This window comes from Pseudomonas sp. GW822-FHT07A10, assembly GCF_058798795.1.
In genome coordinates, this window is record NZ_JBXAKV010000012.1 from 19,344 (window position 1) to 32,876 (window position 13,533).

Here is a 13,533-nt window from a genome sequence, read left to right on the forward strand (position 1 = left end):
CCTATCAGGCGTTACCTGGCTCAGCGTCACCTGCTTCGGATTCGGTTGCGCTAGGCAGACGAATTGGACGAACTGGCACCACTGTAGAGATAGCGTGTTTGTAAACCATCTGGCTGACGGTGTTTTTCAGCAGGATAACGAACTGGTCGAAAGACTCGATCGTGCCTTGCAGTTTGATCCCGTTGACCAGGTAGATGGAAACCCCCACTTTCTCTTTACGTAAAGTATTCAAGTAAGGGTCTTGTAGCGAATGCCCTTTTGACATGTGCCGCACTCCTTTAAGGATTCAATATAAAAAATAGGTAAACAGATGGCTTGGGGCCGTCACACCCCCAAGGATAGACGGCAATTGCAAGGACTCAGCTCAATATGGAGATGGTCCCGAGGTATTTCAAGGCGCGCGGCAGATTGTCGCAATCGAGGCTGTCCAACCAGTGTAAATCAGCCCAACTGCGCAGCCAGGTGAACTGGCGCTTCGCCAATTGGCGCGTGGCAATGATTCCACGCTCCTGCATCTCGGCTTGCGTCAGCTTGCCATCCAGGTAATCCCAGACTTGTCGATAACCTACAGCACGTATAGACGGCAACCCGGAATGCAAGTCACCTCTATCTCGCAGGGCTACGACCTCGTCGACGAATCCCTGTTCCAACATATTTGTGAATCTTTGTTTAATGCGCTCGTGCAGTACCTGGCGATTTGCCGGAGCGATGGCCAAGTTCGCGACAGTATAGGGCAATTGTTGCAGTCCCGAAGCGGCTGCTTCAGTACTTTGCGCAGATTGTCGCAAGCGTAGCTCAGTCATGCTCTGACCGCTGACGCGATAAACTTCCAGTGCACGACTAAGGCGCTGCGGATCGTTCGGGTGAATTCGCGCCGCGGATTGCGGATCAATCACCGCCAATTGATCGTGCAGGGCTTGCCAGCCAAGGCGTGCAGCCTCTTCTTCGATTTGCGCACGAACGTCCGCATCGGCCGCTGGCATGTCGGCCAGACCTTCGAGCAAAGCCTTGTAATAGAGCATTGTGCCGCCCACCAGCAGCGGAATATTGCCCCGCGCGGTGATCTCGCTCATGGCTTGCAACGCATCGCGACGGAAATCCGCGGCAGAATAACTCTCGGCCGGGTCGAGAATGTCGATCAGACGATGCGGGAATTCGGCCAGGATCTCTTTGGAGGGTTTGGCGGTGCCGATGTCCATGCCACGATAAACCAGCGCCGAATCGACACTGATCAGCTCGCAGGGCAGGACCTTGGTGAGTTCGATGGCCAGATCGGTCTTGCCGGCGGCCGTCGGCCCCATCAGGAAAATCGCGGGAGGGAACTGGCTCATCAACGACCGCGCAAGAACAGTTTGTCCAGATCGTCCAGGCCCAGTTGGGTCCAGGTCGGTCGGCCATGGTTGCATTGACCGCTGCGCTCGGTGTTTTCCATGTCCCGCAGCAGGCCGTTCATTTCCGGCAAGGCCAGGCGCCGATTAGCGCGAATCGCGCCGTGGCAGGCCATGGTGCCGAGCAGTTCGTTCAGGTGCGCCTGAATCCGGTCGCTGGTGCCGTATTCCATCAAATCCGCGAGCACATCGCTAACCAGTCGGTTGGCCTCGGCCTGTTTCAGCAACGCAGGGATTTGCCGGATGGCCAGGGTTTCCGGGCCAAGGCGCTGCAATTCAAAACCCAGACGCTGGAACCAGGCGACGTTTTCTTCGGCGCAGTCGGCTTCGCGCTGGCTGACCGCCAGGGATTCCGGCACCAGCAATGGCTGACCGCTCAACCCCTCGCTGGCCATGGCGACTTTCAGCCGTTCGTACATGATCCGCTCATGGGCGGCATGCATGTCTACCAGCACCAGGCCTTGGGCGTTTTCCGAAAGAATGTAGATGCCCTTGAGCTGCGCCAGTGCATAGCCCAACGGCGGAATGTCATCTTGCCCGGCCGGCAGCGCGACCGCATTGGCCTCGGGCAACGGCGCGAAGAACTCACGATAGGCCGCCTGAGCTTCGGCGACGGGCACGCCGGACTGAGGCCGCGGCGTGTATTGATACTGATAACCGGCACCGGCGCCAGAACTCGCCGGGGTATTGAAGGACGGCTGGGCCTGGGGCTGCTCCAGCAGTGCATTGGCCGCCAGACGCATCTCGCCCTGTGGCCCGAACTCTCCGGCTTCGATACCGGTCGGCCGGACCATGGCCGTCGCGACAGGCGCGGCCAGCTGGTCTTCCGGCCGCACATCGCCCAAGGCCCGGTGCAAGGTGCCGTATAGGAAGTCGTGGACCATGCGCCCGTCACGAAAACGCACTTCGTGTTTGGTCGGGTGCACGTTGACGTCGACGCCCGCCGGGTCGACTTCGAAAAACAGCACGAATGTCGGGTGCCGACCGTTGAACAGCACGTCGCGATAAGCCTGACGCACCGCGTGGGCCACCAGTTTGTCGCGCACGGCACGGCCATTCACAAAGAAATACTGCAAATCCGCCTGGCTGCGGTTGAAGGTCGGTAATCCGACCCAGCCCCACAAATGCAGGCCATTGCGCTCGATTTCGATCGGCAGCGCCTGCTCCAGAAAGCCCGCCCCACAGATCGCCGCCACACGCCGGGCGCGGGCCGCGTCATCATGGGCTTCGTGCAGACTGAGGATGGTTTTGCCGTTGTGACGCAGATGGAACGCCACATCGAACCGCGCTAGCGCCAGACGCTTGATCACTTCTTGCAGGTGATCGAATTCGGTTTTTTCGGTCTTGAGAAACTTGCGGCGCGCCGGGGTATTGAAGAACAAATCGCGCACTTCCACCGAAGTGCCCACCGGATGGGCCGCTGGTTGCACGCGAGCCGCCATGTCCCGGCCTTCGGTTTCCACCTGCCAGGCTTGATCGGCGTCGCGAGTGCGGGAAGTCAGAGTCAGACGCGCCACGGAACTGATGGAGGCCAGCGCCTCACCACGAAACCCCAGGCTCATGACCTGTTCGAGGTCTTCCAGGTTGCGAATCTTGCTGGTGGCGTGACGGGCCAGGGCCAAAGGCAGGTCATCGGCGGAAATGCCGCTGCCATCGTCGCGCACCCGCAGCAGCTTGACACCGCCCTGCTCCACATCGACATCGATGCGTTTGGCGCCGGAGTCGAGGCTGTTTTCCAGCAACTCCTTGATCACCGAGGCCGGGCGCTCAACCACTTCACCAGCAGCAATCTGGTTCGCCAGCCGCGGGCTGAGTAGCTCGATACGCGCCGTGTTGGTCAGCACCTGGTTCATTCTTTGGCCGCCAGTTCAGTACCTGGAATGGTCAACGTCTGACCAATCTTCAGTTCGTCACTTTGCAAGTTGTTGGCACTGCGCAAGGTGGCCGCAGACACCTGATAACGCACAGCGATCATCGCCAGGGTTTCGCCGGGGCTCACGCGATGGTCACGCGGGCCTTGGGCGATCTTGCCGGAATCGCGCAGCCAGGCAATGTAGGTGCCCGGCGGTGGGTTCTGCTGGAAGAACTGCCGCACGCCGCTGCTGATGGAGCGCGCCAGCGCCTGCTGGTGGCTCGATGCCGCGAGTTTCGAGGCTTCGTTGGCGTTGGAGATGAACCCGGTTTCCACCAGGATCGACGGGATGTCCGGCGACTTCAACACCATGAACCCGGCTTGCTCCACGCGTTGTTTGTGCAGCGGCGTGACGCGACCGATGTTGCTCAAGACTTTCTGGCCAACGTTCAGGCTGGAAGTCAGGGAAGCGGTCATCGACAGGTCGAGCAGCACGCCGGCGAGCATCCGGTCCTTGTCGTCGAGGCTGACGTTGCCGGCACCGCCGATCAAGTCGGAACGGTTTTCGCTGTCGGCCAGCCAACGGGCGGTCTCCGACGTAGCGCCGCGGTCAGACAGGGCAAACACCGAGGCACCGAACGCAGCGGCTGACGGCGCGGCGTCGGCGTGGATCGAAACGAACAGGTCGGCGCCCTTCTTGCGGGCGATTTCGGTACGGCCGCGCAACGGAATGAAGTAGTCGCCGGTACGGGTCAGTTCGGCGCGGAAACCTTTCATGCCATTGACCTGACGCTGCAACTCACGGGCGATGGCCAGCACCACGTCTTTTTCACGCTGACCGCGAGAGCCCGAGGCGCCCGGGTCTTCACCGCCGTGACCGGCATCGATCACCACGATAATGTCGCGCTTGCCAGCCGGTGCAGGTGGCAGCTTGATCGAAGGCTCGGACGGCGTGACGGGTACGGCGGGTAACGTGGCCACAGACGGTGTTGGCGCAGGCGGTGGCGCGGCGTCGGCCGCGTTGTCGAACAGGTCGACTACCAGGCGATTGCCGTACTGGGCGTTCGGCGCCAAGGTGAAGCTTTTCGGCGTGACCGCTTTTTTCAGGTCGATGACCACCCGCAAATCGGTCGGCGTACGCTGAGCCGAACGCATTGCCGTGATCGGCGTGTTGGCCGTGGAGACGTTCAGTGGCGAGCCGAGCGTCGCGCCATTGATGTCGATTACCAGCCGATCCGGTGCGGTCAGGGTAAAGACGCTGTGCTGGACAGGCCCCGTCAGGTCGAACACCAGTCGAGTGTTATCCGGCGCCCGCCAAAGGCGAACACTGTTGACCTTCGTCTCGGCCACAGCGTCGACGGTCACCGCCAAAAACAACACCCCTACGGCAGCAACCAACGCGCGAAAGCGCATACCTAACCCCATCATTTATTTGGATTCCAATGCCAAAACGGCACACCACGACTCGCCACGCGAGCCTTGGGGCAAAATTCTCAGCGAACGCCCGCTGTCTTGCGGGCTAATGGTAATGGTCAGGTCGGGCTTTGGCAAAAAGCCTGCACCCTTCTGGGGCCATTCAATAAGACACAATGCGTCGTCATCGAAATAGTCGCGGATGCCGAGGTACTCCAGCTCCTCGGGGTCGACCAATCGATATAAGTCGAAATGGAAGGCGCGGACGGCGCCGATCTCGTAAGGCTCGACCAGGGTAAAGGTCGGACTTTTTACCGCGCCGGTATGCCCCAGGCCACGGATGATGCCCCGGGACAGCGTGGTTTTCCCCGCACCCAAATCCCCTTCAAGAAAGATCAGACCGTGCCCTCCGGTGGTTTTGGCGATACGTGCGCCAAAATCGCTCATGGCCTGTTCATCGGCCAGATACAGGGTTACTTCAGACACGGTGCTTGCTCCTCCAACAACTGACGAATGGCTGGAATCAGATCACTGGCCGCCAGCCCGCGGCCGAATTTACCTTGTTGCTCACCGGCATTGGCGTGCAGCCAGACCGCCAGGCAGGCCGCGTCATACGCGTCCAGGCCCTGAGCGAGCAAGGCGCCGACCAGACCGGCCAGCACATCACCCAGCCCGGCCGACGCCATGGCCGGATGGCCCTGATGACACAGCGCCAGACGCCCATCGGGGCTGGCAATCAGACTGCCAGCGCCCTTGAGCACTACCACCGCTGTATATTTTTTGCTCAACGCATGGGCGGCAGCCGGACGGTCTGCCTGTACGGCAGCTGTCGATATCCCCAGCAATCGCGCCGCTTCGCCCGGATGCGGCGTGATGACACTACCTGCGGGCAAGCTCACGCCACCTTCGGCCAACAGGTTCAACGCATCGGCATCCCAGACTTGTGGCTGCGACGCGTTGGCCGCGGCCGACAACAGGCTACGCCCCCAGGCGGCCTGCCCCAGCCCCGGGCCGACGACCAGCACCGTGGCCTTCTCCAGCAGGCCCATCAATTGATTGGCTGACGACGCGCCGAGCACCATGGCTTCCGGCAAACGCGCCAGGGCGGCCGGAACGTGCTCACTGCGCGTGGCCACGGACACCATGCCGGCACCGCTGCGCAGGGCACTTTGTGCACTGAGCAGGATGGCGCCGCCAAAACCGCGATCACCGCCGATCAGCAATACGTGGCCGAACTTGCCTTTGTGGGCGGTTGGAGCGCGGCCGGTGAGACGCGGCACATTACCGACCGTCAGGCGATGCGCACTGATGTCGGCCCCGATGAATGTCTCGGGGGCGACGTGCAGATCGTTGAATACCAAATCGCCCACCACATCCGCCGCGTCACCGGTGAACAGCCCCACCTTCAAACCGATGAACGTCACCGTCAGGTCCGCTCGAACCGCAATGCCGAGCTGGCGACCTGTATCGGCGCACAGCCCCGAGGGGATATCCACCGCCGCAACCGGGAGCCCACTGGCATTGATCGCGGCGATGACGCTGGCGAACGGCTCGCGTACTTCACCGGTCAGGCCGGTGCCGAGCAAGGCATCCAGCACAATGCCGCGCAACTCGGAGTGCGGGGTCCAGCCTTGAATGGCCACGCCTTCGGCCACCGCCTCGGCATGGGCCGACGCGGCATCGCCCTGCAAACGCCCGGGGTCGCCGGCGGCCAGCACCCGCACATGCCAGCCGGCACGTCGGGCCAGCACGGCCACCAGATAACCGTCGCCTGCGTTATTGCCGCGACCGGCTACCACACTCAATTCGTGCGCCGCCGGCCAATGGCGGACCAACGCACGCCAGGTCGCCCGTGCCGCACGCTGCATCAATTCGAAGCCCGGTGTACCGGCCGCGATCACGCTCGCATCGAGCCCTCGGACTTGCGCGGCGCTATACAGCGCGTCGGGTAATTCATCTTTAGTGTGCGGCATGCGTCTTCAGGCTCCGATGTCTGGCAGAATTATACGCATCTCAGCTCCGGTTTCTCTCGCCTCATGCCCGCTATTACTACAGACCTGCCCGCCCTCGCCCAATCCATCAAGGACTGGGGCCGCGAGCTGGGCTTTCAACAAGTCGGCATCAGCGGCCTCGACCTGGCCGAGCATGAGCAGCACCTGGAGCGCTGGCTCGCCGCTGGCTACCACGGCGAAATGGATTACATGGGCGCCCATGGCAGCAAACGCTCGCACCCGGAAGAACTTGTACCGGGCACCCTGCGCGTGGTTTCGCTGCGCATGGACTACCTGCCGGGCGACACGCACATGGCGCAACGGCTGGCCCAACCGGAAAAAGCCTACGTCTCGCGTTATGCCTTGGGCCGCGATTACCACAAATTAATTCGTAAACGCGTGCAACAACTGGCGGAAAAAATCCAGGCAGTGGTTGGCCCGTTCGGCTACCGCGCCTTTGTCGACAGCGCCCCCGTGCTGGAAAAGGCCATCGCCGAACAGGCTGGCCTGGGCTGGATCGGCAAAAACACGCTGGTCTTGAATCGCAAGGCCGGCAGTTACTTCTTCCTCAGCGAACTGTTCGTCGACCTGCCGCTGCCGGTGGACCCGCCCCACGCCACCGAGCACTGCGGTCGCTGCACGGCCTGCCTGGACATTTGCCCGACCAATGCCTTCGTCGGCCCCTATGTGCTGGACGCCCGTCGCTGCATTTCGTACCTGACCATCGAACTGAAAAGCGCGATTCCTGAAGATTTACGACCGCTGATCGGCAATCGGGTGTTCGGTTGCGATGACTGCCAGATCGTCTGCCCGTGGAACCGCTTCGCCCGGCCTTCCGGGGAAAGCGACTTCAAACCCCGGCACAACCTGGACAACGCCGAACTGGCCGAACTGTTCATGTGGGACGAAGAAAAATTCCTCAGCAGCACCGAAGGTTCACCGTTGCGTCGGGCCGGTTACGAGCGTTGGTTGCGCAATCTGGCGGTCGGCCTGGGCAATGCGCCGTCGAGCATTCCGGTGCTGGAAGCGTTGAAGGCACGGCGGGACTATCCGTCAGAACTTGTGCGCGAGCATGTCGAATGGGCGCTAAAACAACACGGGCTTATGTAGTAGCTGCCGAAGACTGCGTTCGGCGCGACTGCGAAGCGAGCCCTTCGGCCTCGAACGCAGCCTTCGGTAGCTGCTACAGGGACTGCGTGTAAATCAGGCTTCGTCGTTATAAACGAACTTGGGCATTTCCCAGTGGAAACGGATTGCCAGCAAGCGCAGCAGGAAGCCACCGAATAGCGTGATCAGGATCGCCTGTTCACCCGGCAATTGCAGATAGACACAGAATAAATAGCACCACGCCGCGGCAAACGAGACGCTGGCGTAGAGTTCGCGGCGGAAGATCAGCGGGATGTCGTTGCAGAAGATGTCCCGCAGAATGCCACCGAATACCCCGGTGATCACGCCGCTGACCGAGGCCACCAGCATGCCGTGGCCCATTTCCAGGGCGATCATGCAGCCGATCAGGGTAAACGCCACCAGGCCCACGGCGTCGAGCACCAGAAACAGCGAGCGCAGATGGCGCATCCAGCGCGCAGCGAAGACGGTGAACATCGCTGCGATCGACGTCAGCACCAGGTATTCCGGGTGTTTGACCCAGGTCAGCGGGTAATGGCCAAGCAACACGTCGCGCACCGAACCGCCGCCCAACGCCGTGACGCATGCAATCAATACCACGCCAAACCAGTCCATGCCGCGACGCCCCGCAGACAGGGCGCCAGTCATGGCTTCGGCAGTAATGGCGATCAGGTAGAGCATCAGCAACATGGTGGCGGTCCTTACGAGAAGGCGCGCAGTCTACTCAGATCGTCAGGGCACCAAAAGGGGGCAAAGGAACCTGTGACGAGGGAGCTTGCTCTCGCTGGGCCGCAGAGCAGCCCCATCTGCTGACAGAGCAACTCTTCAAATAGACCGCGTCGGCTGACTTTACGACTGCTACGCAGCCGAACGGGACGGTGCGGCGTTCCGACAAGCTCCCTCGCCACAAAAACCTCCCTATACCCAATCAGAACTTGATGAAGTTCTTACGGTAGTGCTGCAGCTCGGCGATCGATTCGCGGATGTCGTCCAGGGCCAAGTGGGTGCTGCCCTTTTTGAAGCTGTCGCGCACATCCGGTGCCCAGCGCGCGGCCAACTCCTTGAGGGTCGACACGTCGAGGTTGCGGTAGTGGAAATAGCTTTCCAGCGACTTCATGTGGGTATAAAGGAAGCGACGGTCCTGGCAGATGCTGTTGCCACAGATCGGCGACTTGCCCTTCGGCACCCATTTCTCCAGGAAGGCGATGGTCTGGGCTTCCGCTTCGGCCATGCTGATGCGGCTGTCGCGAACCCGTTGGGTCAGCCCGGAGCCGCCGTGTTGACGGGTATTCCACTCGTCCATGCCGGCGAGGATCTCGTCGCTGTGATGGATGGCGATCACCGGACCTTCAGCCAAGGTGTTCAAATTACTGTCGGTGACGATGGTGGCCATCTCGATGATGACGTCGGTATCAGGGTTCAGCCCGGTCATTTCCAGGTCGATCCAGATCAGGTTCTGCGGGTTCTGCATATGTCGGCTCCTCGGCGTAGGTTCGCAGTTTAGCCTAGGGAGGCGGCCGGGCGTGCTAAACTCGCGGCCGTTTTACCTAATCGCTGCATTCTCGATACGGAACACCCATGGCCAAACGCCAACTCAATCGTCGTCAAAACTGGCGCATCGAAAAGATTCAGGGCGAGCGCGCTGCCCGCGCCGCCAAACGCGAGTCCTCGGCTGTCGAGGCACTTGAGGGTGGCGACCTGGGTCCGGAACAGACGGGCCTGGTGATCGCGCACTTCGGTGTGCAGGTCGAAGTCGAGGCTCTCGATGGCGAATTGGCCGGCCAGGTATTCCGCTGCCACTTGCGCGCCAACCTGCCGGCGCTGGTGACCGGCGATCAGGTCGTGTGGCGTGCCGGCAACCAGGGCATCGGCGTGATCGTGGCGCAACTGCCGCGCAAAACCGAGCTCTGCCGCCCGGATAGCCGTGGTCAGCTCAAGCCGGTGGCGGCCAACGTCGACATGATCGTCATCGTCTTCGCCCCATTGCCCGAGCCTCACGCCAACCTGATCGACCGTTATCTGGTCGCCGCCGAACACGCGGGTATCCGTCCGTTGCTGCTGCTGAACAAATTCGACCTGATCGACGAGCAGAACGCCCCGGCGCTGAATGCCTTGCTGGCGGTTTACCGCACGCTGGGTTACCCGGTGCTGGAAGTGTCGGCGCACCACGGCAACGGAATGGAGCAACTTCAAAAACTATTGGACGGGCACATCAGTGTGTTCGTCGGCCAGTCCGGCGTCGGCAAGTCGTCGCTGGTCAACAGCTTGCTGCCGGAAGTCGAAACCCGCGTCGGCCCGCTGTCCGAGCTGTCGGGCCAGGGCACCCACACCACCACCACCGCGCGGTTGTTCCACTTCCCCGGTGGCGGTGAGTTGATCGACTCCCCGGGTATCCGGGAGTTCGGCCTGGGTCACGTCAGCCGTGCCGACGTCGAAGCCGGCTTCATCGAGTTCAACGACCTGCTCGGCACCTGCCGCTTCCGCGACTGCAAACACGACCGCGAACCGGGTTGCGCCCTGCTCAAGGCGCTGGAAGATGGCCGCGTGCAGCAGCAGCGGATGAACAGCTACCGCTCGATCATCGCCAGCTTGCCTGAAAACAGCTATTAAACAGATGCGCCAGCCGCCCAGACATCAATGGGACGGCTGGCTGTTCGCAGCAGCCTACAAAAACCACCCATCGACTTAAACATCAGATATTTCTGTAGGGCATCCGCACGCCTGTTTGAAGGGCACTTCTCTTTCACCGCGAAGCCCTTGTTCCAGCCATTCAACTGCATACATTCAAGCCCTCTTCGCACATTAGCGATACCGAGGGACAGCCATGCCAACCTATCATTTGTTCATCGTTCACTCGTGGAACCGTTCAGGCGCCCATTACCGCGAACTCGCCCTCAAGGAACACGTCTGATGCCTGTATTCATCAGCTACCGTCACGCGGATCGCCCCTACGCGATCGCCATCTGCAGCCGTCTGATACAGGCCAACATCAAGACCTACTTCGACGTGCTGGATCCGGAATCCCAGACCACTGACGACATCACCGGGGTCATCACCCGCTACATCACCGCGAGCACGCATCTGATAGCCGTGGTCTCGGGCAAGACCGTGCCGCCATGGTGGGTACCGTTCGAAGTCGGCGAGGCGACCATCAGCAACAGGCGGATTTGCTCATTCCAGACCGAACCGACGGAACTGCCGCTGTACCTCGATAAATGGCCAAAGCTCAGCACTGACAAGGATCTGGATTTTTTCATTGATGCCTACCGTGAAGAAGTGGCGACCAAGCGTTCAATGACACTCGATTCGATCAGCGAATCCCTTTACGGCACCTACAGACGCAATGCGGAGCTATTCCACGACCAGCTCAAGAGTCGCATCCGACGGGGTTTCTGAGAGGTGCAAAAAAGCCGCGTTCATCGCGGCTTTTTTTGGCCTCAGGAAACCGCTGCCGGCGGTTTCGGTTCGACGCTTTTCAGCCCAGGCTTCTGAAACGGGTACAAGTGCTGGCGCAGGATACCGCCCGGCAAGTCCTTGCCAAAAACCCCGTAGCGCGTCGGCCACTCCTTGGGTGGCAACTTGAAGGTGCCAAACAGCATATCCACCAGCGGCGTATGGATCGCATAGTTCTTGTAGATGTAATCCTTGTGCCGGGCATGATGCCAATGGTGATAGCGCGGCAGGACCAGCACATAATTCAGCCAGCCGCCGTTGATCCGTACATTGGCGTGGGCCAGCACGGCCTGCACCCCGACCAGAATCACGTAGGCGTTCAACGCCTGGGGCGCAAAACCCAGCAGCATCAAAGGCACCAGCACGCCGGTGCGGGTGAGCAGAATCTCGATAAAGTGGACACGCGAGCCGGCGAGCCAATCCATGTGCGTGCTTGAGTGATGTACGGCATGCATGCGCCATAACCACGGCACGACGTGATACAGCCGATGCAGCCAGTACTGACCGAGGTCGGCTACCAGTACCGCCAGTAAGAACTGCACAACGATCGGCAGGCTTTGTACGCTGGCCTGCAAATCCGTCGACACGGCCCAACCAGCCATAAAGCTCGACGAGGCAGTGATGAAAATCAGGATGAACTGCACCAGCATATGACTGACAAAAAAGTAGGTCAGGTCAGTTCGCCAGTGCGGACGCAGAATGTTTTGCTCAGGGTCCTTGGAATAGAGTTTTTCCAGGGGGATAAAGACGATGGCCGACACCAGCAGAGCCAGGACGAACCAGTCCAGCCCCAGCGAGTACGGTGTCTGCCCAATCGAGCTGATCTGCACATTGGTACCGCCGAGAAACACCGCCAGCCCCGAGGCGACAAGCCCGGTGATCCCCAGGCGTTTGCGCTTGTTGAGCAGGATATTCAGGGTGCCCAGGCTGAAAGACAGTACCAGCCCGAGCAATAGCGTGGTGCGCGCAAACTGTTCGTCGTACACCTTGCGCAGTTCGGCGGTGGTCAGCCATTCGGGAAAGAGAAAGCAGAAGACCGCCAGCAGGCTCAATAGCCCGAGTGTGGCCGAGATGTAGCCACTGACCCGCCCTTCACCAAACTTGAAGGGTGCATTGCCATGCTGCTGAAAATAGGACTTGAGTCTTTCCATTACTGATCTTCCATGATTCCGAAAACAAACTTGCAGTGAGTCGAGTCATTGCGACGCTGCAGTGACGCAGCCAGAAACAAAAAAGCCACTCATGGTGGCTTTTTTGCAGGTTATTGCTTGGGCGGTACAGCAGGTTTGACCGGATCACCCGGCTTCGGCGCCGGATTATCAAACAGATTCAAACGTTCACGAAGTTCGTGTGCCGGCAGCGGTTCTTTGTCCGCCGGCAATGCGTTCGGATCGGCAGGCGGCGCAGGCACTTCGCCCGGACCACCCTGCCCTTGCGTCGGCGCTGGCGTCGGTTCGGCACCTTGTTCGCCTTCGATGGCGCGCTGGGCTTTCTTGGTCAGCACCACGATGTCGATCCGGCGGTTGACCGGGTTGAACGGGTTCTCCCGATCGAACAGTGCCGATGAGGCATAACCCACGACGCGCGCCACCTGTGAATCTGGGTAGCTGCCGGCGACCAATGCACGACGAGCCGCGTTGGCGCGGTTGGCCGAGAGTTCCCAGTTGCCGAAATCGCCGGTGCCCGAGTACGGCTTGGCATCGGTGTGGCCGCTGATGCTGATTTTGTTCGGCACCGCTTTGATGGTGTCGGCCATGGCCAGCAGAATGTCTTCGAAGTATGGCTTCAGACGCGCACTGCCGGAGTCGAACATCGGGCGGTTTTCAGCGTCCATGATCTGGATGCGCAGACCGTCCTGGGTGATCTCGAAGAGGATCTGGTCCTTGAATTTCTGCAATTGCGGGTTTTCATTGACCTTGTTCTGCAACTCTTGCAGCAACAACTCCAGGCGTTCCTTCTCGACCTGCTCGGCCATGCCTTCAACCTGCTCGGCGTCGATGGTCACCTTGTCTGGCTGCGGCTGAGATTTCACCTCCGGGTTGAGGGTGTTCTCCGGCGCCAGAGTCGGTGTGCCGCCCAGGTCGATGATGTACGGCGTACCGCTTTCGGAAAACCCGACCGGGTCCTTGAAGTAACCGGCGATGGCGATCTTCTGTTCAGGCGTCGCGGTGGACAGCAGCCACAACACCAGGAAGAACGCCATCATCGCCGTCGCGAAGTCCGCGAAGGCGATTTTCCAGGCGCCCCCGTGATGCCCTCCGGCGATGCGCTTGACGCGCTTGATGATTATCGGCTGGTTATTTTCCATGAC

At 60.7% G+C, this 13,533-nt stretch carries 13 protein-coding genes; 3 read left to right on the forward strand and 10 right to left on the reverse strand.

The features are described 5' to 3' along the window. Positions 1–4: 4 nt before the first annotated feature. The 6 genes from hfq to AC1RL4_RS20135 all read right to left on the reverse strand — a co-directional run bounded on the left by hfq (position 5) and on the right by AC1RL4_RS20135 (position 6,626). A complete protein-coding gene (gene hfq / locus AC1RL4_RS20110) occupies positions 5–265 on the reverse strand; it encodes an RNA chaperone Hfq (RefSeq protein WP_007902656.1) in 261 nt (86 codons plus the stop codon). Between the two features lie 94 nt (positions 266–359). Continuing rightward, positions 360–1,331: a tRNA (adenosine(37)-N6)-dimethylallyltransferase MiaA gene (gene miaA, locus AC1RL4_RS20115; protein ID WP_019582201.1), complete on the reverse strand. Its 972-nt coding sequence runs from the start codon at positions 1,329–1,331 to the stop codon at positions 360–362. Continuing rightward, positions 1,331–3,241, reverse strand: a complete 1,911-nt coding sequence (gene mutL / locus AC1RL4_RS20120) for a DNA mismatch repair endonuclease MutL (RefSeq protein ID WP_429570987.1) — start codon at positions 3,239–3,241, stop codon at positions 1,331–1,333. Before mutL ends, miaA begins: the two co-directional genes overlap by 1 nt. Continuing rightward, positions 3,238–4,668, reverse strand: a complete 1,431-nt coding sequence (locus AC1RL4_RS20125; protein ID WP_429570986.1) for an N-acetylmuramoyl-L-alanine amidase — start codon at positions 4,666–4,668, stop codon at positions 3,238–3,240. Before AC1RL4_RS20125 ends, mutL begins: the two co-directional genes overlap by 4 nt. Next, positions 4,669–5,139 carry a tRNA (adenosine(37)-N6)-threonylcarbamoyltransferase complex ATPase subunit type 1 TsaE gene (gene tsaE, locus AC1RL4_RS20130; RefSeq protein ID WP_018928505.1) on the reverse strand — a complete coding sequence of 157 codons (471 nt, stop codon included), beginning with the start codon at positions 5,137–5,139 and terminating at the stop codon, positions 4,669–4,671. It lies immediately after the preceding gene. Next, positions 5,127–6,626 carry an NAD(P)H-hydrate dehydratase gene (locus AC1RL4_RS20135; protein WP_230174541.1) on the reverse strand — a complete coding sequence of 500 codons (1,500 nt, stop codon included), beginning with the start codon at positions 6,624–6,626 and terminating at the stop codon, positions 5,127–5,129. The genes tsaE and AC1RL4_RS20135 overlap by 13 nt, the downstream gene beginning before the upstream one ends. A 63-nt stretch (positions 6,627–6,689) precedes the next feature. On the opposite strand from AC1RL4_RS20135, the gene queG reads away from it, so the two are divergent. Then, on the forward strand, positions 6,690–7,754 hold the full coding sequence (gene queG, locus AC1RL4_RS20140) for a tRNA epoxyqueuosine(34) reductase QueG (protein ID WP_018928507.1): 1,065 nt from the start codon (positions 6,690–6,692) through the stop codon (positions 7,752–7,754). A gap of 93 nt (positions 7,755–7,847) precedes the next feature. On the opposite strand, the gene AC1RL4_RS20145 is transcribed toward queG, so the two are convergent. Next, entirely contained in the window at positions 7,848–8,459 is a 612-nt protein-coding gene (locus tag AC1RL4_RS20145; protein ID WP_028940166.1) for a trimeric intracellular cation channel family protein, read from the reverse strand. Positions 8,460–8,697: 238 nt separating this feature from the next. Further along, positions 8,698–9,240 carry an oligoribonuclease gene (gene orn, locus AC1RL4_RS20150; protein WP_018928509.1) on the reverse strand — a complete coding sequence of 181 codons (543 nt, stop codon included), beginning with the start codon at positions 9,238–9,240 and terminating at the stop codon, positions 8,698–8,700. Between the two features lie 107 nt (positions 9,241–9,347). On the opposite strand from orn, the gene rsgA reads away from it, so the two are divergent. Together rsgA and AC1RL4_RS20160 are read left to right on the forward strand one after the other, a co-directional pair. Beyond that, positions 9,348–10,379 (forward strand): small ribosomal subunit biogenesis GTPase RsgA, encoded by a 1,032-nt coding sequence (gene rsgA / locus AC1RL4_RS20155; RefSeq protein ID WP_018928510.1) that lies wholly within the window; start codon positions 9,348–9,350, stop codon positions 10,377–10,379. A gap of 300 nt (positions 10,380–10,679) precedes the next feature. After that, complete coding sequence (locus AC1RL4_RS20160; protein WP_019582196.1) at positions 10,680–11,165, forward strand: toll/interleukin-1 receptor domain-containing protein; 486 nt, start codon at positions 10,680–10,682, stop codon at positions 11,163–11,165. Positions 11,166–11,206: 41 nt separating this feature from the next. On the opposite strand, the gene AC1RL4_RS20165 is transcribed toward AC1RL4_RS20160, so the two are convergent. Together AC1RL4_RS20165 and motB are read right to left on the reverse strand one after the other, a co-directional pair. Next, positions 11,207–12,373 carry a sterol desaturase family protein gene (locus AC1RL4_RS20165; protein WP_019582195.1) on the reverse strand — a complete coding sequence of 389 codons (1,167 nt, stop codon included), beginning with the start codon at positions 12,371–12,373 and terminating at the stop codon, positions 11,207–11,209. 110 nt (positions 12,374–12,483) lie between these two features. Then, on the reverse strand, positions 12,484–13,530 hold the full coding sequence (motB, locus tag AC1RL4_RS20170; RefSeq protein ID WP_230174543.1) for a flagellar motor protein MotB: 1,047 nt from the start codon (positions 13,528–13,530) through the stop codon (positions 12,484–12,486). Positions 13,531–13,533 lie beyond the last annotated feature (3 nt).

Bases quoted from the DNA above. Each gene is read 5' to 3' on its own strand.
- orn (WP_018928509.1), bottom strand. From the start codon at position 9,240: ATGCAGAACCCGCAGAACCTGATCTGGATCGACCTGGAAATGACCGGG.
- hfq (WP_007902656.1), bottom strand. From the start codon at position 265: ATGTCAAAAGGGCATTCGCTACAAGACCCTTACTTGAATACTTTACGT.
- mutL (WP_429570987.1), bottom strand. From the start codon at position 3,241: ATGAACCAGGTGCTGACCAACACGGCGCGTATCGAGCTACTCAGCCCG.
- AC1RL4_RS20160 (WP_019582196.1), top strand. From the start codon at position 10,680: ATGCCTGTATTCATCAGCTACCGTCACGCGGATCGCCCCTACGCGATC.
- rsgA (WP_018928510.1), top strand. From the start codon at position 9,348: ATGGCCAAACGCCAACTCAATCGTCGTCAAAACTGGCGCATCGAAAAG.
- AC1RL4_RS20145 (WP_028940166.1), bottom strand. From the start codon at position 8,459: ATGTTGCTGATGCTCTACCTGATCGCCATTACTGCCGAAGCCATGACT.
- motB (WP_230174543.1), bottom strand. From the start codon at position 13,530: ATGGAAAATAACCAGCCGATAATCATCAAGCGCGTCAAGCGCATCGCC.
- AC1RL4_RS20135 (WP_230174541.1), bottom strand. From the start codon at position 6,626: ATGCCGCACACTAAAGATGAATTACCCGACGCGCTGTATAGCGCCGCG.
- AC1RL4_RS20165 (WP_019582195.1), bottom strand. From the start codon at position 12,373: ATGGAAAGACTCAAGTCCTATTTTCAGCAGCATGGCAATGCACCCTTC.
- AC1RL4_RS20125 (WP_429570986.1), bottom strand. From the start codon at position 4,668: ATGATGGGGTTAGGTATGCGCTTTCGCGCGTTGGTTGCTGCCGTAGGG.
- miaA (WP_019582201.1), bottom strand. From the start codon at position 1,331: ATGAGCCAGTTCCCTCCCGCGATTTTCCTGATGGGGCCGACGGCCGCC.
- queG (WP_018928507.1), top strand. From the start codon at position 6,690: ATGCCCGCTATTACTACAGACCTGCCCGCCCTCGCCCAATCCATCAAG.